This is a genomic window from Psychrobacter sp. DAB_AL43B, assembly GCF_900168255.1.
Taxonomy (GTDB): domain Bacteria; phylum Pseudomonadota; class Gammaproteobacteria; order Pseudomonadales; family Moraxellaceae; genus Psychrobacter.
The window spans coordinates 2,437,992-2,459,180 of record NZ_LT799838.1; the positions used below are offsets into that span (position 1 = coordinate 2,437,992).

At 42.2% G+C, this 21,189-nt stretch carries 15 protein-coding genes and 1 pseudogene; 2 read left to right on the forward strand and 14 right to left on the reverse strand.

Translation table 11 applies throughout. The features are described from left to right. Nucleotide 1: 1 nt before the first annotated feature. The 6 genes from torC to DABAL43B_RS10365 all read right to left on the reverse strand — a co-directional run bounded on the left by torC (nt 2) and on the right by DABAL43B_RS10365 (nt 6,811). Nucleotides 2–1,249, reverse strand: coding sequence for a pentaheme c-type cytochrome TorC (gene torC, locus DABAL43B_RS10340; protein ID WP_264753818.1), 1,248 nt, complete (start codon nt 1,247–1,249; stop codon nt 2–4). 135 nt (nt 1,250–1,384) lie between these two features. Further along, nucleotides 1,385–1,555, reverse strand: coding sequence for a periplasmic nitrate reductase, NapE protein (locus tag DABAL43B_RS14180; RefSeq protein WP_121509207.1), 171 nt, complete (start codon nt 1,553–1,555; stop codon nt 1,385–1,387). A 631-nt stretch (nt 1,556–2,186) separates the two neighbouring features. Continuing rightward, nucleotides 2,187–3,467: a c-type cytochrome biogenesis protein CcmI gene (gene ccmI, locus DABAL43B_RS10350; protein ID WP_079692292.1), complete on the reverse strand. Its 1,281-nt coding sequence runs from the start codon at nt 3,465–3,467 to the stop codon at nt 2,187–2,189. After that, the gene (locus DABAL43B_RS10355) at nt 3,464–4,141 is read right to left on the reverse strand and encodes a cytochrome c-type biogenesis protein (RefSeq protein WP_079692293.1); all 678 of its coding nucleotides are present in this window, start codon (nt 4,139–4,141) and stop codon (nt 3,464–3,466) included. The genes ccmI and DABAL43B_RS10355 overlap by 4 nt, the downstream gene beginning before the upstream one ends. Further along, nucleotides 4,138–4,728, reverse strand: a complete 591-nt coding sequence (locus tag DABAL43B_RS10360; RefSeq protein WP_079692294.1) for a DsbE family thiol:disulfide interchange protein — start codon at nt 4,726–4,728, stop codon at nt 4,138–4,140. The genes DABAL43B_RS10355 and DABAL43B_RS10360 overlap by 4 nt, the downstream gene beginning before the upstream one ends. Before the next feature lie 4 nt (nt 4,729–4,732). After that, nucleotides 4,733–6,811, reverse strand: coding sequence for a heme lyase CcmF/NrfE family subunit (locus DABAL43B_RS10365; protein ID WP_079692295.1), 2,079 nt, complete (start codon nt 6,809–6,811; stop codon nt 4,733–4,735). Nucleotides 6,812–7,337: 526 nt separating this feature from the next. On the opposite strand from DABAL43B_RS10365, the gene DABAL43B_RS10370 reads away from it, so the two are divergent. Next, nucleotides 7,338–7,763: a hypothetical protein gene (locus DABAL43B_RS10370; protein ID WP_145952530.1), complete on the forward strand. Its 426-nt coding sequence runs from the start codon at nt 7,338–7,340 to the stop codon at nt 7,761–7,763. A gap of 312 nt (nt 7,764–8,075) precedes the next feature. On the opposite strand, the gene tatC is transcribed toward DABAL43B_RS10370, so the two are convergent. The 6 genes from tatC to DABAL43B_RS10400 form a co-directional block, all read right to left on the reverse strand. Continuing rightward, nucleotides 8,076–8,945, reverse strand: a complete 870-nt coding sequence (tatC, locus tag DABAL43B_RS10375) for a twin-arginine translocase subunit TatC (RefSeq protein ID WP_079692297.1) — start codon at nt 8,943–8,945, stop codon at nt 8,076–8,078. Next, nucleotides 8,942–9,328 (reverse strand): Sec-independent protein translocase protein TatB, encoded by a 387-nt coding sequence (tatB, locus tag DABAL43B_RS10380; RefSeq protein ID WP_079692298.1) that lies wholly within the window; start codon nt 9,326–9,328, stop codon nt 8,942–8,944. Before tatB ends, tatC begins: the two co-directional genes overlap by 4 nt. Nucleotides 9,329–9,383: 55 nt before the next feature. Further along, the gene (tatA, locus tag DABAL43B_RS10385; protein WP_079692299.1) at nt 9,384–9,641 is read right to left on the reverse strand and encodes a Sec-independent protein translocase subunit TatA; all 258 of its coding nucleotides are present in this window, start codon (nt 9,639–9,641) and stop codon (nt 9,384–9,386) included. A 501-nt stretch (nt 9,642–10,142) separates the two neighbouring features. Beyond that, nucleotides 10,143–11,138: a diaminopimelate dehydrogenase gene (locus DABAL43B_RS10390; protein WP_079692300.1), complete on the reverse strand. Its 996-nt coding sequence runs from the start codon at nt 11,136–11,138 to the stop codon at nt 10,143–10,145. A 536-nt stretch (nt 11,139–11,674) separates the two neighbouring features. Next, the gene (locus DABAL43B_RS10395; RefSeq protein ID WP_079691658.1) at nt 11,675–12,556 is read right to left on the reverse strand and encodes an IS982 family transposase; all 882 of its coding nucleotides are present in this window, start codon (nt 12,554–12,556) and stop codon (nt 11,675–11,677) included. 38 nt (nt 12,557–12,594) lie between these two features. Beyond that, the gene (locus tag DABAL43B_RS10400; RefSeq protein ID WP_079692301.1) at nt 12,595–13,305 is read right to left on the reverse strand and encodes a GntR family transcriptional regulator; all 711 of its coding nucleotides are present in this window, start codon (nt 13,303–13,305) and stop codon (nt 12,595–12,597) included. Between the two features lie 302 nt (nt 13,306–13,607). Between DABAL43B_RS10400 and DABAL43B_RS10405 the strand changes: the two are divergent. Further along, a pseudogene (locus DABAL43B_RS10405) lies at nt 13,608–14,006 on the forward strand (SLC13 family permease); the annotation flags it as partial. Between the two features lie 256 nt (nt 14,007–14,262). Here the strand turns inward: DABAL43B_RS10405 and DABAL43B_RS10410 are convergent. Continuing rightward, on the reverse strand, nt 14,263–19,050 hold the full coding sequence (locus tag DABAL43B_RS10410) for a BapA/Bap/LapF family large adhesin (RefSeq protein ID WP_079692303.1): 4,788 nt from the start codon (nt 19,048–19,050) through the stop codon (nt 14,263–14,265). Beyond that, nucleotides 19,043–21,184 carry an Ig-like domain-containing protein gene (locus DABAL43B_RS10415; protein WP_079692304.1) on the reverse strand — a complete coding sequence of 714 codons (2,142 nt, stop codon included), beginning with the start codon at nt 21,182–21,184 and terminating at the stop codon, nt 19,043–19,045. The genes DABAL43B_RS10410 and DABAL43B_RS10415 overlap by 8 nt, the downstream gene beginning before the upstream one ends. Nucleotides 21,185–21,189: the final 5 nt, after the last annotated feature.

Below are 21,189 nucleotides of genomic sequence, written 5' to 3' on the forward strand. Positions count from 1 at the left end.
GTTACGGTCTAGCACCTTGGAACGTGTTTTCAGGCGACCCACTACCTTGAGGGTTCTTTCTAAAGTCTGATGAATGCAGTTGTAGATATTTTAAGACCATAGCTGCACTGTCGTTGTCTAAGTTAGTAAACCCTACCATGCCACTAAATAGTCCTGGCCATTGGTTGGCATCGTGTCCACTCGGGTCTGGTTGACGGTGACAAGTACTACAGCTATCACTATACGTCTGGCTAGCAATGTCCCAAGCTGGCTCGATACTCTCCATGAGGCCTCCTTCGGCAACCCAGAACTGAGCCTTCACTTTTTGCCATTCAAGACCAGTCAGCGGATCTTCTTTAGCTTCGCCTGCTGTGATGAGACTCTTATCACTAGCTAAGTCTTTTTCGATAATGGCATCAGGAATATTTAAACCAAAGTTGGTATACCATACACGACCGAAGCCTTTGTTTTTGCGCCACATATCGAGCTCAATTTGTACCCCACCATCTTTGTGCGCCAACACTTTAACAGGTGCAGCAATTTCTATACTACCTGCTTTAGTCTTTCTATCATCTGAGGTATATAAATCTTGCGGTACAATGTTGTAATAGTTTTGACCATCTTTAATTTTGGTACTTCTGGCTTCAGACAATAGCGAATCAAATGCTGGATTGTGCATACCTTCAGTATTTGGTAACTCGTGCGCAATCCCTTTGTGGCAATCAAGACAGCTGGCATCACGTTCAGCCGCGCTACGCATAATCATTTGTGAGGTGACGCGCATTTTATCAAAATCCATGCTGTCGTAATCATGGCAAGTGCGACACTCTTTAGAATCGTTGGCTTTAAAACGGCCCCACTCACGTTGCGCTAATACCACACGATGATCAAGAAATTTTTCTCGAGTACCAATATCACCCATCAACTGTGACAGTACCTCACGTGAGGCTTGCATTTTACGCGCAACTTTCGCCGTAAAATCATGGGGTACGTGACAATCTGAACACTCTGCCCTAACACCTGTACGGTTTTTGAAATGTACGGTTTTCTTGAGCTCGGGTAGCATGTTGTCACCCATCGTATGACAAGAAGTACAGAACTCTTCGGTATTGGTTGCTTGCATGCCAGCATTAAACCCTGCCCAGAACCAAACTCCACCCGCAAAGCCGATGATGATAAGTATTCCAAGTCCGATCTTTGCGGAAGGTTTAAACAGAAGACGACGCAGCCAGTTAAATAGGCTTTTGATTGCACTCATGATTGCTTTCATGATGATTCCTTACTGTATTTCATAGCCATTTGAATTTCATACAATTTGGGCGGTCATTTGTCCATTTTTTGCGTGAAAATAATAGAGATTAGCGATTGGACAATATCAGTTACTGACGGGACGCTAGTTAACAGGTTAAGAAGGTGGTCCCCAGAACCACATTTGACCGAACCAAATGATGAAACCATAAGCACAAATGAATAACAGCGCTATAAATGGTAAGGCAATAAAAGCCATGACTAGGGCACTAAGCCATTCGCGTCTGACTGGTTGCTGCTGGTTTTTTAGTTGCTGTTCAGGTTGCATAGTTCACCTCTAAATATATTCACGCTGGCTAACAAGTAGTAAAACAGTAATATTTAAAGCTTTTATTTCAAATAAGAATGCTAAATAAACTATTTTTTGTATTTTTATCTTTGTTCTAAATGGTCGTTATATTTTTATTGTTTAGTTTATTTTAAGTTAGATATTGTTTAGTTTAGATTTCATAAAACGCTAAATAACTTAATACCTTACTACCTGTAATGATAACATGGATACTCAATATTCTGTAACTAATCTGCAACATTACACCCTAAAACTTATGAGTTGAGTGCTCATTTAAGTAGCATAAAACAAGCCGCATAAGGCAGGATGAGCTCTATGGCTGTACGCTATTGAAACTGCTCATTTTTATAAAGAAACGCCCCGAAATTATCGAGGCGTTTCTGATCTAGGCTTTTATACTAACTACTCTCTGATTCATGAATAGCTCTGTCGTTAAAATCTTGTTATTAAAACTCATATAACACTGAACACTGAACACTGAACACTGAACACTGAACACTGAACACTGAACACTGAACACTGAACACTGAACACTGAACACTGAACACTGAACACTGAACACTGAACACTGAACACTGAACATTTTTCATCTAACACTTCCGACTAACATTTAAGGCACCTGCTGATTGATTTCAATATTTACTTGTTGCTGGTCACTTTTTAGCACGACTGGATTAGAAGATAAATCACCAGATACGGAAATAGCATTACCAGAATGGCTAATGCGCGCGGTCACAACCAGCTGCTCACCTGATGCGCGTGCAGGTTGTAGCGTTCTATCAGCCATCATTGCGTCTAGATTGCTTAGGCTTAAACTGATATTGCCTTGCTTTAAACTGCTAATCGGTATTCGTTTTGCCGCATAGGGAGGCCCACCTTCAGCGGCGCGAATAGCAACAAACAATACATCGTTAGCGGTTATTAACGGTAGTAATTTAGCATTCACAGTGACAGATATATCTATACCTTCATTAGCTTGCGCCTGTTGCCTGACAATATCGGCCGTTAACTCATCCAAGCCAGTAAGCGCATGCCTATCATCGCTCGGATTTTTTTCCATACGCTGACGCATTTTAGCTATCCAGCCTTGTGCCTGTTCATAGTTACCTGCTTTCGCCTCGCCCCTTGCCATTAACATCTGTGCTGACTCATTATCAGGATCACTTTTCAGGATGTCCTCCAAGACTCGGCGAGTCTCGATATCAAGACTACCTCCATTCGCTAAAAAGCTTAATTGCGCATACTCTGCTGCAATATTTTTGTCATCAGGGGATAGTCTATAAGCTCTCGAAAGTGCTTCTAAAGCCGATTCTGGCTCTTCAAAAGATAAGAATATTTCCGACAATACCATCCAGCGGTAAGAATCATCAGCATTACGATGGACATTGGTTTGAATGGTCGAGAAAAGTCCTGCACCATCTTCAAAAGCCCACTCTGGTAGCACGTCAATCTTGCCGGAAAGCAGCTCCTCTGACACGTCACCCACTCTATCCTGCGCGCGCCATAAGTCAAACACATCACTACGATCGCTGAAAAGCACATAAGCACATATCGCCAATACTGGCACACAGACTATCAGTGCCAACTGACCTTTTAGACTAGGCAATTGCATAGGCGTTGCGATTTGTTCAGCATCTAATAACTGACGCTCAAGTTCTGTTTTTTGAGCGATATATTGAGCATCATCTATAGTACCTATTGCTTTATCAGCAGCAAGCTCACGCAACCTGGACTTGTACACATCGACATTTAGATCAATGAGCCGATTGTCTACAGGGTCAGGCGCATCTCTGCTTGAGCGCAACCACGGTACGATGACTATCAATGCGGCTAATAGCGCAACCAATAGGCTAAAAATAATGAATATGACAAGAGTAGAAAACACAGTCATAAGGAATCTCCTTTATCGCGTGTTTGCCCATTAGATTTGGGTTTCGTCGTTTTAAGATTAGAGGGCTTAGTCTCAGTCTCAGTCTCAGTCTCAGTCTCAGTTAGGTTAGCTTCGTCTATCGTTGCCTCTGTCGTTGTCTTACCTGATTCTTCCCGACTTGCTAACAGCCTATCTAACGCGGCTTGCTCTTTAACTGTTAGTGAACTACTTATATCTGTATTCGGCATAATAGGGCGTTTATTAGGAGCTTTACTACGAGTATGATTGCGCCAAAACCAGCCGCCCAGTATTAAGATTAATAATAGTGGTGGAAAGAACCAAAGTATCCATGTAGATGGACGTACTGGTGGACTATAACTAATAAAATCGCCATAGCGCTCTTGCATATACTGACGAATCTCAGCGTCCGAGCGACCATCTTTTACCATATCATAAGTTTTTTGCTTTAAATCCTGGGCGATAGGTGCATCAGAACCTGCCAGATTTTGATTTTGGCATTTCGGGCAACGAAACTCATCAATTAGGCCGCGGTACTGCGCTTCTTGCCGTTTTGAATCAAAATCGTAAACTTCGATAGCAGCATGACTCAGGTTTGTCGCTCCTATTAATAAAGTGAAAAGCACAAAAACTGGGATTAATACTAGTCTGTAAAATAATGAGGTGTTAGCGTTCATTGGCAGACCTCTTCAACTTGGGTAGATGCTATCTTTTCACCAGTAGCCTCTTGTTGTAGAAGTTTTAAACAAGGATTAATCCGGCTTTGCCAATTTTCTTCGTTTACTTCACCAACGATATGCTGACGAATAATGCCCTTGCTATCGACAACGAAAGTCTCAGGGGCACCAGTCAAACCTAAATCCAAGGCGAACTGACCAGAATAGTCTTGCACAGACATCAAATACGGATCGCCAAGCTCATTAAGATAATTAAGCGCATCACCAATCTCGTCTTTATAGTTCACACCGACTGTATGGACACCACGCTTCTTTAATTCTAAAAAGAAAGGATGCTCATACACACAAGTCGGACACCATGAACCCCAAATATTGATTAAATAAGGAGATGTTGGCATTTGTGAGTCTGTCACCATGAGACTGGTATCAGACAATAGTGGCAACTCAAAAGTTGGTACTGGACGCTCGAGTGCTGTATTGGTCACGATCTCCGTCGGCTTACCCAGTCTAAAAAAAAGCATAATAATGAAACCAATAAACACGATAAGCGGAATCACAAACCACAGTTTAAGTTGTTTACTTTCCATAACCTTAGCGCTCCTCTACTGATTGAGTAACTGAACTATTAACTGATTTGACCCCAGCCTTTATATACTCAGACTTTATATCTATAGGCCTGTCTTCATAGATACCATAGTCAAGATCATCTTCTAGAATTTTGGAACGCTTCCTAGGTTTGATGCGATAACGAGGATCTAACATCGATATCACTACACCAAGTACCATGATAATAGAACCCAGCCAAATCCAGCGAATAAGGGGTTTGACATAGATGCGGATTGCCCACTGATTACTGTCTTCAGCAATAGGTTCACCTAACGCGACATACAGATCTCGGCTTAGTCGATCATCAATTGCAGCTTCGGTCATCGGCATCATACTCACCACGTAAGTACGTTTTTGTGGCCGCAATGTCGTAACCGATTGACCATCTTTACTGACTAAGACTTCGGCTTCGGTCGCATCATAGTTACTGCCTTTGACCTCTGTAAAACCTTTAACCTCAAAATCATAACCTTGAACATGAACACTGTCGCCGACACCCATAGCCACATCAGTTTCAATACTCATACTAGAGGTAAATGCCACACCTATCGCGGCGATTAATACGCCTACGTGGGCGGTCTGCATGCCCCAATAACTACTTTTCAGACGTTTAATACCAGCCAGTCGAGTTTTAGCATTTTTAGTCTTATCTTTAATATCGACGAACATCCATGCCAATATCCATAGACTCAACGCGACAGTCACCGCGATATTAAACATTGCTACTGGATAAACGAAATAGCTGATAATTGCACCCAAAACAGCACTGCTAATACCGATAATCAGTGCCGGTCCAAGTAAAGGTCGACTGTCCTTCTTCCAACGAATATTGGAGCCCATGCCCATCGCGAGCATTACTAACCACGTTAGCGGTACAAATAAAGCATTAAAATAAGGCGCACCAACGGAGACTTGCCCTAAATTAAAGGCATCAGCAATGATAGGATACAAGGTACCAAGCAGGACGACTAAAGTCGCTATTAAGATAATGGCGTTATTGATGACTAAAAAAGACTCACGAGAGATCGCGCGATATTGACTTTCAACAGTCAACTGCCAGCCACGCAGGGCAAACATAATTAATCCACCGCCGATGACTATCGCTAAAATAACTAAAATAACGAGGCCTCGGGTTGGATCAGCTGCAAATGAATGCACAGAGGTAATGACGCCAGAACGCACAAGGAAGGTACCTAGCAAACTTAGCGCAAAGGTAAAGATGGCCAGCATAATGGTCCATGCCTTAAAGACGCCGCGCTTCTCAGTAACAGCCAATGAATGCAATAATGCCGTACCCGCCAGCCATGGCATCAAAGAAGCATTCTCCACTGGATCCCAAAACCACCAGCCACCCCAGCCAAGCTCATAATAAGCCCACCAAGAACCCAAAGCGATTCCTAGCGTTAAAAACCCCCAAGCCGCTTGAGTCCAAGGCCGTGACCAGCGTGCCCATACTGCATCCAGCCTCCCTGCCCACAATGCTGCCATACAAAAAGCAAAAGGCACGACCATGCCAACATAACCCATATATAGCATTGGCGGGTGAATGATTAAGCCAGGATCTTGTAGTACTGGATTTAGATCTACACCATCGACCATTAGATAAGGCAAGGTGCGATTAAACGGCGATGAGGTGAAAATAAGCATCGCTAACATCATCGTCTGCACGCCAGCCATAATAACCAACACCCGCGCACGCATAGATAATGGCAAACCGCGACTGAATAAGGAGACTAATGCTGCCCAAGTCGCCAGAATAGTCATCCATAACAATAACGAGCCTTCGTGACCACCCCAAGTCGCTGATACTCGGTAATACCAAGGTAGCAAGCTGTTAGAGTGTTGGGTCACATATTCCAGACTAAAGTCATTGTAATAAAATCCTGCCATCAATCCCACGAATGACAGCATCATCATAGAAAACTGTGCCCAAGCTAGACTCGGCGCTAACCGTTGCATAGCAGCATTGTGTTTTAAAATACCCCATGTAGGTAATATCACTTGCAATATGGCGAGCACAAAGGCTACCAGCAAAGCAAAATATCCCAGCTCTGTGATTAGCATATATCTGACCTTATTTGATCGGCTTCGGTCATCATTAAGAGTGACCTAAAATTTAAAGTAGACTGATTGAAGTAGAGCTTAAAACCATTCTAACATTAATGATTTATTTTTGATATTTACGTCTCAAATCTTAGCCAAATTTATGCCGGTTTATCGAGACTAATAATGACTTCAAGCCAGCATTTATGCGGAATGTTTGCATGTAAGCATCTTCTTATGAAGCAGTAGGTTAAGACCTCAGAGTGCGTTAAGTACGGAAGCCTACTCAATAAATCATCATTTGCTCTATTACTTTATTTATTTTAGGTAATCAGCGCTTACTTATATTCAACCAACCATAAGACATGGCTCATTGACAGGTAGTTACGAGTTTTTAACATAACTGTGCTGTAACTAATAAGGTAGCTACCCTTAATTGTTAGTATAGTTATATGATATTAATTAAACTTTATTGATTAGCATTTTATCTAACGGCATAACTTTAAAAATTATTAACAACTAATTAGGCTAGAGAGCTGAGAGCATTATGAATATGATAAATAAAAATCTAAAAACTGCTACCATAATCCAACTATCCCCTGACAATAAGCAATCAAACACCACCCGTAAAAAATGGCTATTTGTCATACTAGCAACATCGGCATTAACATTAAGTGCTTGTGATAAAAAAGACGAATCAACGATGGAAGGTTCAGCTCTGGAGATTGACTCGCAAACATCAGAGCAAGAAGCAGCAGCAGAGATAGCTATGGCCAGTGAGCCCATGCATAGTAACCGAGAGGAAAGTGCTATTCTGCCAAGTAACGATATGCCTGAGAATACTGGGGCAGTTTCCGAGGATGGTGCGATAGTCAGCGAAGATATGTCAAATGACAAGGTGGGTATTAACCGTAGTAATGATTCTGAAGTGTTAGACAGTGGCGAAACAGAAGAACGCGTCTCGGCTTATTAAGATTTAAATTCTCGGGATATATCAGAGACCAGTTTATTTGAATCAGAGAACTAGATAATAAAATCTAAGCCCCACTACCAGCAAGTGTCCATTAAACAAGTGTTTTTAGTAAACTTGCATAATCTACTGAAAGTCTAGAGTAAGCACCTAAAGAATAGTAAGTTTGGTGTCGTCCATTTGATTTGCTTATCTTAGCCAGTGAGTTAGCTATCAAAGAGAGGTATTTGGCGTGTTTAAGGTATTGCTAGCTACTTTCTATTGCTAGCTACTTTCTATTGCTAGCTACTTTCTATTGCTAGCTACTTTCTATTGCTAGTTACTTTCTAATGTTTCATTCCCTGAGGCTAAAACGGTAATTCCTTCATCTCTAATTAATATTTTTGCTAAAAACAAACCCAATTCAAACAAGAGCCACATAGGAATCGCTAGTAACAGCATTGATACGCCATCAGGCGGTGTCACTACCGCGGCGACCCCAAAACAGCCGACAATGATATAACGACGCTTATCTTCTAAACTTTTAGTAGAAACGATTCCGACCATTACCAATAATAAGGTGGCCACTGGAATCTCAAAAGTCAGTCCAAACACCATAAATAGCTTGAGGGCAAAGCTCAGGTAACTGTCAATATCGGTCATTGGTATAACGTTCTGCGGAGCGAACATAATAAAAAATTTCAATACACCTTTGAGTACGATAAAGTAGGCGAAAGCAACGCCAGCATAAAATAGAAATATCGAAGACAGTAGTAAGGGAGTAGCGATTTTTTTCTCTTTTTCATATAAGCCGGAAGCCACAAATGACCAAATTTGATACAGGATATAAGGCATCGCTAAAAATGCGGCGACAAAGCCCGTTAAGCGAATGGGTGCCATAAAGTTTGACGTTATGTCGGTGGCAATCATAGTCGAATTGATAGGCAACTGCGCTACCAATGGATCTGATAAAAGATTATAAAGCTCGCGTGAAAACCCTACCAATGCTAAAAATATAATTAAAACGGCAACGCATATTTTTATTAAGTGCGTGCGCAGCTCGATTAAATGTTCAGTGATAGGCATATCACTAAGAACACCTAATGTATCTTCTGACTCATTATTCTGTGTTGTATCTGTTGTCGCCTCAAGTTCCGTAGCAGCTATTTTTTCTTGTCGACTTTTTTGCCGTTTAAATAGGCTCACTGATCCGCCTCCTGTTTAATTAGCGAGGAGGAAGTATCTAGTTGATGGTCTTTATCATAAGAGGTGATTGGCTGATGTGAAGCGTCTAAGCTTTGGTTCTGTGAATGCTCAAATTTTTGCATACTACCGCGCATTTCTGCTATTTCACGCTTCATATCCGACTCAGTCTGACGGATTTTCGCAAGTTCATTTTGCATTTGTTGACGCGTTTCAGCTAGATCAAGCTCAGCCTCTATTTCAGACTGTAGTGTTGATATTATACGACGCATTTTGGCATACCATTGCCCAGCTGTACGGGCGGCCTGTGGCAGCTTCTCTGGGCCCAATACGATTAAAGCAATGACGCCAAACAAGAGTAGTTCGGAAAAACCAATATCAAACATAACAGTCACACATATTAATAGACTACTTAGTGCCGCTATTTATAAGCGGCGCGCTTCATACTTTGTGCTTATCATAAGTGGTGACGGGGCTGATTTCCATATCATCAACCTGACTGCCTGCTTGTGTATCATTTTCATGGCTAAGCACACGTTTCTTGTGAGCATGCTCAGTTTCTTCATCTTTCACTGCTTCTTTAAAACCCTTTACTGCACCACCTAGGTCTTTGCCAGCATTTTTAAGCTTAGCGGTACCAAATACGATTACCACTACCACCAATAAAATTAGCCAATGTGTAATGGAAAAACTACCCATAACGGTATCCTTATATTTTGAGATCTTGTTTAGACCAGTATTTGTAAGTGTGCTTTAGAAACCCCTTCCTCATACTAACATCACAGCTTCAAGCAGCGCAATCACAGTGGCTCTTTCTCTAAACCAAGCATCTGTTTCTCTGGTATATAAAGCAGCTACGATAAGTTTACGACCTGGAGGTCAAAATACTACTTGATTAAATATTAAAGGGTTTCTGTCAGGTTATTATCAGTTTCAATTGCTCTGACTGTTAACCACTATCCAAAATTACTTTGCTATTTTTAATTGTAGAATAGCTATAAGCTAATAGAATCAATACATATAAGATAACGTTATATTATATGATTTGGTCGACCTACTTTGACATGACAGAGGTTGTTGTTACACAAGCTAAAGTAACTGCGCCAAAGATTAGACCACAAAAAAAGCACCGAGCCTTCATGGCTTGGTGCTTTTTGTTTTCAGCTCAGAGCTTTTTTATTTTTAGCTCAAAGCTAGCGTTTACAGCAGTTCTTTACGCAGCTGCGCCGGTGTCTTAGGCGATAATAAACCAGGTGCGACGTCAAGCACGGTTTTCGCACCGGTATCCCCTGCCATGTTCATCTTATAGGTAGCGCGGGCGTAGGCCACGAGCACGCTAGAGGTGAACTCAGGGTTACTGCCGAGCTTTAATGAAAACTCCAACACTTGGTTGTTGCTGTCTTGCTCAGTGCCGCTGACACCGCTGCGAATGACGAAGCCACCGTGGGGCATCTTGCGGTGCTCACGCTCAAAAGTTTGTTGGTCGATAAAGTGTACTGCGGTGTCGTAGTCGGCAAAGTAATCCGGCATGGTTACTATGGTGTTACGTACTATATCGGCATCGGCGCCATCTGCTAGCACAATATAGCATTCGCGGGTGTGCTTCTCGCGTGTGCTAAGTGTAGGCTGCTCACCGTTACGTACCCGTGCCATGGCAGGTTCTGAGGGAATGGTATATTGCACGCCTGACTTAACACCATCCACGCGGCGTACTGCATCTGAGTGTCCTTGGCTTAAGCCTTTGCCCCAAAAGGTATAGGTTTCTCCGACCGGTAAAATGGCTTCACCGTATAAGCGGTTGATAGAAAACAGACCGGGATCCCAACCTACGGACAACATGGCGACTTTACCCGCTTCCTTAGCAGGTACATCAAGCGCTGCAAAGTACTCAGGAATTTTAGCGTGAGTATCGAAGCTGTCGACGATATTAAATAAGCTGGCGAACGCTGGACCTTGCTCAGGCAAATCAGACTTGGAGCCGCCACATAAGATCAACACGTCTATGTCATCTTTGTATTGTGCAATATCGTCCATGGCGTACACAGGAACGCTTGGGTCGATAAGAATAACGGAGGCGGGATCTCGGCGGCTGAATACACAGACTAATTGCATGTCTGGACTTTGCTTGATAGCGGCTTGGGTGCCGCGGCCGAGGTTGCCGTAACCGGCGATGGCGACTCTAATTACTGGGGTCATTATGATTAACCTTACGTTGGTGTAGCGGACAGTCAGTTACTGCTGGTGTGATATGTATCAAGTAATACATATTATGTAATTAACACATATTGTGTAATAAGGGTCTGCAAAAATAGCACGTATTTTAGATCATTACTATTACGAGTGATAGCTGACTTTACATATTTGAATCTATCTGTACGGCCCATCTGTACAAAGCTACTAGTTTACGCACCCTACAAATCACTTGTTAGTATTATTATTGGTATAACATAAAATCGGAATAGAGAAAGTCAGTAAACACTCGGACTATAGCTGGCAGTTTAGTTCCTACAGCAGAAGTTCCACAAAGAAAACAGTATATTATGATTGTCGCTTAGGATAGTTCAGATAAGGCATACCAATATTAGCTATGATAACTTCTGTCCCAAACTCTCCATTTATCAGTTTTCAGCTCATTACCCTTATTGACCGCTAAATAATATTAATTTCATAGCTGAACTTATCTGCTAGCCCGAATGATTCTCTATACTCAATAGGATCACCTTACCCCACTCTCAACTTGAAATAAGCAAATCAAACTGAAGTGGCGGGTTACCAAGTTTTTTGTTGAGTACAAAGCATAGATTATGTGACAGAATTTTACGAATCAATCGATGAGACAAATGCCATAAATCTCTTGCTCGTACCCTTTGTATATTAAATCGTTCTGATAGCTGACCAATGACTGTTTCAACGATACGGCGGGTTTTCATCAGCCGCCTTACCACCGGTTTGGGTCTATCCTCTTTCATGTTGGCTCTGAGTGGCGTTTGTAAATCCACTCCTTGAGCGTCGTAGTACGATGTCAGACTAGGGCTGATATACCCTTTATCAGCGCCGAGCAAACCATGGATATTGTCAGTAATATCAGGCGCAACCGCTCTTTCATCAACATTGGCAGGGGCAACGGTAAAGCCTTTAACCATGCCCGATAAGTTAACCAGCAAATGTCCCTCAAAGCCATAGTACCTCTCTTGCTTAGCTGCACAGTAGCTAAAAGCCGCTACGTCTTGATAGTTTTTATGCCGATAAGCGCGTCCATAATGACAGACGGGTATCGGAAAACCATCCATAAAATGGATGTTGTCACGGCCCTCAAGTTGACTGACTGTATCTTGTATCCGCTGTTTGACCTGCCACAGATTCGCGCAATGCTTTGCGAAGTTAGGATATGAGCCGATGGCTGGAAACCAAGATTGCCAATGCTGGGTAAAGTATTGCCAAATCTGTTTGTCTTGATCAAGGTTTAAAAATTCACCGACCAGTTCCATGCAAATAATCTCAGGATCACTCAGCTTTGGCGCGTAACCTGCACCTCGCAAGGGTTTGGTGACGACTATTTTGTAATATTGCTCTACCATTAAATAGATATTGATGATAAATTCGTCTATGGGCATCTCATGACTCCGTTGTATTCTTGGTCGAAAACAATAGATTAGTGAGATGCTCTTCTTTTTTCAATCCCTTTCGATGTTGAGAGTGGGGTATCACCTTCTAAATTCCTAGCAATGCGACATACCTTCACCAAGTTTTCTTGTTTAGTATTATCCAAATAAGGATCGCTGTGATCGGTTATAAAAAATAGTGTTTCTACGGCAGAAGATACAAACTGACCGCACTTCTTATAGTAAAACGGATAGAGAAAATTCTCAAAGTCTTCGGGAGCTAAAGTCACAAAGGCTTGGTAACGGCTTTTAGGTAGCCAAATTCTTTCACTCAGCAAAACTTTGTCATCGACAATACGAATACGCTCTATATAAATTAAGGCTTTATTTTTACCTAGATTTAGTTTTTGATTAATATCATCGATAGCTTCTATTACCATGATTTTTTTGACTATGCCTGTTGGCGTTACATAACTAGATTCTTTATCACGGAACTTAAAAAACCTTAATAATGAACTTTCAAAATCTGGGCGCTTTAAAAAAGTACCTTTGCCTTGCTGCTTAATTAACACACCCTCTTCTACTAACTTTTCAACCGCTTTACGAACAGTTCCTACAGATACCTGATATTTATCAGCGAACTCCTGTTCCGTAGGTAAAGGCGTATTTTCATCCCATTTACTCTCTGTCAGTAATGTCTGTATATGCCAACGCACCTGCTCATATCGTGGCATTTTAAAGTTCTTGAAATTTTCTATCATTTTTTCACCAGAATGGAAAAGTTTTTATTAACCGATTTCTTTTTAAGCGTGTTCTTGCCTCAAAAAACAAGGTATCTCTAATCATTTTAATGTTGAATCTTAGCTAGATTTTTATGGTCAATCTTCTCTAATTAATGTACCCTTTTTTTTGCTATCACTCTACTCAACTAGAGTCGCTTTTAAGACTTATACGATTTTCTAGTCTTGAAAGCTATTTGTCGACATTAGCGTAATGCTCTTTACTCTGTAAAAACTGCTATGGTTTTTTATAGAATTCATACAGTTAAGGCAAAGGAGCAGTCGTGACGCTTTATATTCTAGCCGCTATAGTGATATGTATCATTTTGGGCTATACCACCAAAATCAATATTGGTCTATTTGCTATCGCATTCTCATACCTGATCGGTTCTTTTGGTATGGGACTAAAGGCTTATGAGATTATTGAGCTATGGCCGCTCAAAATTTTCTTTGTTATTTTTGCCGTTACGCTCTTTTATAACTTTCCTCTCGCTAACGGCGCTTTAGAAAAGTTATCTAGTCATCTAATCTATAAATGTCGTCACTTTCCAGCATTCTTGCCTTTGGTTATTTTCTTTGTCGCCACGATTGTCGCAGGTTTGGGCGCCGGTTATTATACGGTCTTAGCCACTATGGCACCGATGATCCTGCTGTTGTCTAAACGCACTAATTTAAATATCGTTTGCGAACGGCGCGTTTTTTAATTTTAGAAGTGTATAGTTTTGTCTTTTCATTGTCGTATTCTCTAAGAATGTTAAGTCTCCGACAATACTGGGGCCGTTCAGTTTTTTTATATTAAACTTCAGTAGTTAGACCTATAAATACATTTTAAATAATTGCTTAGTTTTCGTGCGTTAAACATTATTTATTAATATGATTCAAAAATAACTGTAAAAAAACGCCTCCGTATTGGAAGCGTTTTTTTAGATCCCAATATAATTAGATAATATTGGCAATCTCAGTATCAATATAAATCTGAGAAGAAGAATTACTATCTACTTGCCATACATTATATTCCTGTCCTTCATTATCTTTAACAGTCTGTTGTGTATTAACCCATCCATTCCCTTGCAGATCAACCGTATCATCACTGTTACCTTTAACATAAATCGGGTTTGACGCTCCAGAGTTGATAATATCCCCATCACTGATATTCAAGGTATTGGCTCCTGTTCCGCTAATATCGATTATCTCATTTTCAAAGATATCCGATAAGCTTATAGACTGACCTGCTCCGCTCAAATTGAAAGTATTAAGCTCTTCACTCAGATTAATTAATGGTGAGTCATAGGTATCATCACTGATATTAATAACATCCTCACCAATCGCTCCAATACTGAAGTTTGCTATACCAGCGCTTTCTACTTGCCAATTGATACTGCCTAATAACTCATCAAGATCAGTAGCCGTTATTTGCAACATCGCTTCATATTCAGCATTACCATTACGATCCACCATGAGCACGCCACTTTCATAAGCAAGGTAGTTACCGATATTTCCAGCCGTTTGATTGCCATCAAGCAAACCAGCAATATCGATTTTATCGCCTTGTGTAGCGTTAAAGTCGGTCCAGTTATCAATGCCATTGTTACCGTTACCGCCCTTAGTATCACCTAGGTTGGTAAAGATTACTGTATCAGCGCCTGCGCCCATAGTGAAACTATCATCTGCAGCAGAGCTGGTGACACTGTCATCATAAACAGAGGCAGTGATTGTTTTACCAACGTTAATCTCTAAATTAGCGGTTTCTTTTACGCCAGTCACAGAAATAGTTTCATAGGTAAAGTTTTCAATCCCATACGCTTCACCATTTGGTAGATAGCTATAACTACCATCTTTATTAACAGTTAAGGTTCCGTACAAACCTTCGATATCAATTGATTTGGCACCTTGATTTGGATCACTGACAAATACAGACTTACTACCAACTTTGAGCTCAGAGACGTTATCTATGCCTGTATCATTATCAAGTAGCAATCCGGTTACTGGGTTAAACGTCGATCCCTTGAACTCGTCTGTATGTACTAAATCGACGACGAATTGATAGCCTTTAATATTCCCACCTGCAAAACCGCCGCTAGTGACAATATTAATCTTATATGCACCAGCGGGCAGATCATAAATAGTGTCATTCAGAGACTGGCCTTTATCGCCAGATACTTGCTTTGTAAAAACCTCGCCAGTCGTGGTATTGGTTAGCGTGTAGGTTACGTTCTTAGCACTACTTTGAACATTAATCGTCGCTGATGCCACTTTATTGGAACCAATTTCAAACGTTTCTTCCATCGTGTTACCGTGGTTGCCTACCGCTTTATAGTCACGATTGTACTGAATGTCAGAAGTGACGTTTTGCTCATTTACCGTTGCCTCATTAAAATCATTAGTAGCAGTATGAGTGCTAATCTTAATATTTAAGGTTTCAACAGCAGCTTTACCATTTGCGTCTTTAGTCACCAATCTAAATGAGTCAACTTCACCATAGGGTGGCTTCCAAGTAGGGTTATTAGAATTATTATCAACACTATAGGTGTACTCCCCATTTGCATCAATTGTGAGTTGTCCGTACTTACCTTGATAAGTCACTGGTGCGCCTGAAGTGACAGACTCTTCGCCAACTTTGAGTATCACGGTACCAGCATCAGGGGTGGCATCACCTTCAATCTGTCCCGTAAACTTAGAAGGTATGTTGTAATCATAGATTGTATCGCGATCTACATATAAGCCATTACCACTAAGAAGTCCTAGTCCACCAGCTGTTAGTAAAACGGCCTTATAATCTCCTTCACCAAACTGTAAAGTCAAAGGATCCGATTTTCCACCAAGGAATGGAACATTGAACCAGTTTTTTTCAAAATGTACTTGGACATACTGTCCTGTATTTTCATCTAGCTTGTAAACGGCCATACTATAAGTTTTTGCAATATCTACTCCGCCACCACTACCATGTAAGGTAAGCTCACGCATTTGATTATCACCAACCGTGAATTCAAGTGGCGGCTTGCCTCCTAGTAGCTCAAGATCCAGCACTGATGACGATCCAAAACTTAAGTCAAGAACCCCAAAACCCACCGCATCTTTAATGGCGGAATCCTTCGTATCTAAGATTACTGTTGGCTCAATATCAACAACGAGGTTCTCATCTACTTTAATCTGCTGATCAACAGGAAGGATGTTTAATTGAATATTAAGGTCTGCAGAAGCGGTATTACCGTCAGGTGATGTAATAGTATAAGTGAAGCTCTCCTCACTGCCATAAGGTCCGCGGAAATCTTCATTAATTTTATACTCATAAGTACCATCAGAAGATATGGTTAATGTACCGTATTGCCCCTGAATGACATTGCTTCCTGTTTCAATCTCTTGTACACCATTAAAAGAGGTGATTGAAGTAACTGTTGTACCGCCCGGCAGTTCATCGTAACTAAAGTTTGAGTCATCACCTGCTAAGATATCTCCTGTCACTGAACCACTGACCGCTGTTGCTTCGGAATAGTCTAAAACGACATCTTTTTTAAACTCTAATGTATAACCGGTCAGCGCCGAGATGCCTTCACCACCGGACATGACAAATAACCATTGCCCTTCATCTAAACTAAACTTAGTATCTTTGGACACACCACCTAGTAAATAGGACACCACCCAGTTCTCTTTTACTTCCTGTATTTCCCACTCATTAGTAGATTCGTTTAATTTATACAGACTTAGATCCATTGTACCAACAACTTGTATACCGCCAGCATTACCTTTAACGGTCACTTCACGGACTTGATCTTCGCCTACCTCTAGTACCACTGAGTTGTTGACAACGTTAGCAACAACGCCTGCACCTAGTACAGGGCCTAAACTTGCACCAACAACGGTAAAGCCAGTCTTATCCAAGTCTGATGGTTTCTCATTTTCTGTTCGTGATGGTGTAGCATCTAGTTGGAAATCAACAAAGTTATCTGCAGCAGCGATAATTTCATCTGTGTTGACGGTATAATCTTTTGTGGCATTTACAGTACCGGTGTTACCCGCTTTATCCGTTGCGACAATACTAATTTCAATAATCGCATCAGCATCTGCCACAAGCTCAGTACCTGGAACGTCAATACTAAAATTACCATTGACATCCACTGTACCGGTATAGTCAATACCATTGACGGTAACCGTCACGACATCGTCTAGCGTGAATTCACCCGACACGGTGCCCGTAACAGCCACGTCTGCCTCTGATTCTGCTTTGTTAATTACGTTGTCAGCAGTTAAGTCATTGATAGTAATCTGGGTGCTGATATCGTCAGGAGCAATCCTGTCCACCGTATAATCTTTAGTGCTGCTCACACTACCGATGTTTCCAGCTTGATCAGTGGCAGACACGCTCACTTCAATGATCTTATCAGTATCTGCCACTAGAGCAGTACCTGGAACGTCAATACTGAATTTACCATTGATATCAACGGTACCGGTATAACCAGTGCCATCAACCATCACTGTCACGACATCACCGACTGTGAATTCACCCGACACTGTGCCGGTCACTGCCACGTCTGCTTCAGATTCTGCTTTGTTGATGGTGTTGTCATCAGTTAAGTTGTCAACAACAACGGTGGTGGTTGCTGCTGTAGGCGCGTCTGTGTCCACTGTATAGTCTTTAGTGCTGCTCACAGTGCCGATGTTTCCAGCTGCATCGGTCGCAGCAACGCTCACTTCAATGAACTTGTCAGCATCTGCTACGAGCCCAGTACCTGGAACGTCAATACTAAAATTACCAGAAAAATCTACTTTGCCTGTATAATTAATACCGTTAACTTTTATCGTTACAGTGTTTCCTTCACTGTAATCACCAGAAACTTTACCGGTAATAGCAATATTACCTTCAGCCTCTATAGCATTAATAACGTTATCGGCCGTTATGTTATCAACGATAATCTCAGTAGTATTATCATCAGGAGCAACGGTATCAATAGTAATAGTAACGCTCGTACCAGTGAGATTGCTTGCAGTGGTTGCTGTCAGCTTTTCTGAACCTTCACCCATAGCAGTAATGTCGTCTTGATTGACAGGAATGCTCCATTTATTATCGGCACCAACAATAGCAGTACCAATAATCTCACTAGCTTCATTTTTTAAGACAATGGTATCGTCTGCCGTACCAGTACCTGTCACATTAAAACCAGTATCCGCTTCTTCAGCATTGACAATATTATCACCAGCAATTGGAGAGGTAATCGTTAATTCCGTAGCCGGAACAATGGTAATATCGGCGGTCTCAGAATTCACGTTACCGGCTGGATCTTTAGCAGTGATCGTCAAAGTTTCTAGCCCGTTACCCATCGTAGTAACATCTTCTGGAGCGACCGCAATAGTCCATTTACCATTAGCGCCTACAAAGGCAGGACCAATCTCAACCTTAGTATCTGTTCCGTAAGTTAAGGTAATCTTGTCACCAGCTGTACCAGTACCCGTCACGTTAAAGCCTTTTTCAGCTTCTTCAGCATTGACAATGTCATCGCCTGCGATTGGTTTATCGACTGTTAGTAGAGCGATGGTATCTACCGTTACTGTTACTGCAGGCGCAGCTTCACTCACGTTACCAGCAGCATCTTTAAGGTTGTAGCTTAAGCTATGATCACCATCGGTAAGGGCTGTTTCTGGTGTTAAAGTCACGGTGTTATCTGGGTTGGTGACTGAAGTCGATGGCACAACTTTGCCATCAATTACCAACTGCGGAGTGCCATTAGCCACTTTGATCAGCAGGAACGATCACACTTGGGGTGTTGTCGTTAGTGACGCCACCAGAAGCAATCATTTCAGCAGGGTCTAGAACATCGCCGCTGCCATCGTTAGCAACGTTGTCTGTAATAACAGGGGCGTCGATTGGGTCAGTTGGGGCGGTGATGTCAACCACACCAACACTTTCTGTCAATTCCTCTGATTTGTTACCAGCAACGTCTTTAATGCTCGCAGTTATGTCCAGCGATTCGCCTTCTGCTGGTGCAGGGACTTTAACAGTGACTTCTTTTGCATTGATATCTGCTGGCGTTAAGACTTTCTCAACACCGTTAGCCACGACGGTGTCACCTGCAACGGCATTGGCTGGAAGGCCTATGACAACGTCTACATTGCCGTCAGCATCAATCTCAGCAGCATTCAGGAATTCATCACCATTACCAACCACGATACTGGTTGGCTTACCTGGAGCAATGGTGTCAACAGTGATATCAACAGGTATACTTGGAGCACTGCTGTTACTTGCTTTGTCTGTTACGGTGGCAAAAACACTATAGTCACCATCTTCAATAATACCACCTGGACTATTTGGAATGGTGACGGCGGCAACGCCAGCTATTGCTTCAGGACCAGTTACAATATGGGTAATCTCTACTGGATCGCCATCACCGGTTGGGACAACCGTTATGGTAATAGTGTCACCTTCTAATGTACCGGTTGGTAAGGTGACTTGGGTTTTAATACCATTTGCAAGCTCTTCCGCATTGACACCGTTTTCCGCTTCTGGAATGGCAATGACTGGAGCAACTTGATCTGCTCCTTCTTGACCACCAGGCGCTGTGGTGTCTTCTGCCACAATATCAGTAGGTTCAGACTTATTCCCCGCCGCATCAGTTGCCGTCACAGTGATGGTCTCACCATCAACTAATGGTGTCTCACTGGTGTCAATCTTATAGTTACCATCGTCATCAGCAGTCACGGTGTAATCAGGAACGCCGTCACCATTGATATCAACATTAACAGTAGCGCCAGGCTCAGTACTGCCTGTGATAAGCGTGCCTTCAGGGTTGATCTCAGCGGTTGGTGCATCAGGAGCGGTAGTATCTTCTGCCACAATATCAGTAGGCTCAGACTCATTCCCCGCCTTATCCGTTGCCGTCACAGTGATGGTCTCACCATCAACTAATGGCGTGTCACTGGTATCGACTTCATAGTTGCCATCATCATCGGCAGTCACGGTGTAGTCAGGAATGCCGTCACCATTGATATCAACATTAACAGTAGCGCCAGGCTCAGTACTGCCTGTGATAAGCGTGCCTTCAGGGTTGATCTCAGCGGTTGGTGCATCAGGAGCGGTAGTATCTTCTGCCACAATATCAGTAGGCTCAGACTCATTCCCCGCCTTATCCGTTGCCGTCACAGTGATGGTCTCACCATCAACTAATGGCGTGTCACTGGTATCGACTTCATAGTTGCCATCATCACCGGCAGCCACGGTGTAATCAGGAACGCCGTCACCATTGATATCAACATCAACAGTAGCACCAGGCTCAGTACTGCCTGTGATAAGCGTGCCTTCAGGGTTAATCTCAGCGACTGGGGCATCAGGGGCGGTGGTATCGACTGGTGGTTTACTACCATTATTATTACTACTACCGCTGCTACCTAGAGCCGCACCTAATAGTCCTACGCCCGCAAGACCCACTAACCATGGCAATGCATTAAAACCTTCTGTTTCCGTCGCGCCTATCCACCAAGGAGCAATCTGTGGATTTCCACCCAGCGCTTGGCCTTGTATATCGCCTGTTTCTAACTCGGTGACATAGTCTGCCACTTCACCTGAATCAGGAATGTAATAGTAATAGCTACCATCTTCTGCCATGCCTAGAAGTGCGCTGTCGATATCATCGTAAAACCCTTCAATAATAAGATCGGGATTTTCACTATCGCCTTCAAACGAGACATGAAGGTCTTTATCTATTCGTTTGGTAATAATGTGGTTTGGAGCGTGACCCGTCGATTCATCAAGTAGCTCATAGTTAATTTTATCAACGGCTTTGATTATTGTAGGTTTGCCATCTTGGGTAACAACTTTGTGCTCAGTAATAGTTTTTATTTGGTCATTTACTTTAACGGTGATAGTGCTCATGACAT

Coding starts and splice junctions, on each gene's coding strand:
- torC (WP_264753818.1), bottom strand. CDS start 1,249: ATGAAAGCAATCATGAGTGCAATCAAAAGCCTATTTAACTGGCTGCGT.
- DABAL43B_RS14180 (WP_121509207.1), bottom strand. CDS start 1,555: ATGCAACCTGAACAGCAACTAAAAAACCAGCAGCAACCAGTCAGACGC.
- ccmI (WP_079692292.1), bottom strand. CDS start 3,467: ATGACTGTGTTTTCTACTCTTGTCATATTCATTATTTTTAGCCTATTG.
- DABAL43B_RS10355 (WP_079692293.1), bottom strand. CDS start 4,141: ATGAACGCTAACACCTCATTATTTTACAGACTAGTATTAATCCCAGTT.
- DABAL43B_RS10360 (WP_079692294.1), bottom strand. CDS start 4,728: ATGGAAAGTAAACAACTTAAACTGTGGTTTGTGATTCCGCTTATCGTG.
- DABAL43B_RS10365 (WP_079692295.1), bottom strand. CDS start 6,811: ATGCTAATCACAGAGCTGGGATATTTTGCTTTGCTGGTAGCCTTTGTG.
- DABAL43B_RS10370 (WP_145952530.1), top strand. CDS start 7,338: ATGAATATGATAAATAAAAATCTAAAAACTGCTACCATAATCCAACTA.
- tatB (WP_079692298.1), bottom strand. CDS start 9,328: ATGTTTGATATTGGTTTTTCCGAACTACTCTTGTTTGGCGTCATTGCT.
- tatA (WP_079692299.1), bottom strand. CDS start 9,641: ATGGGTAGTTTTTCCATTACACATTGGCTAATTTTATTGGTGGTAGTG.
- DABAL43B_RS10390 (WP_079692300.1), bottom strand. CDS start 11,138: ATGACCCCAGTAATTAGAGTCGCCATCGCCGGTTACGGCAACCTCGGC.
- DABAL43B_RS10395 (WP_079691658.1), bottom strand. CDS start 12,556: ATGCCCATAGACGAATTTATCATCAATATCTATTTAATGGTAGAGCAA.
- DABAL43B_RS10400 (WP_079692301.1), bottom strand. CDS start 13,305: ATGATAGAAAATTTCAAGAACTTTAAAATGCCACGATATGAGCAGGTG.
- DABAL43B_RS10415 (WP_079692304.1), bottom strand. CDS start 21,184: ATGAGCACTATCACCGTTAAAGTAAATGACCAAATAAAAACTATTACT.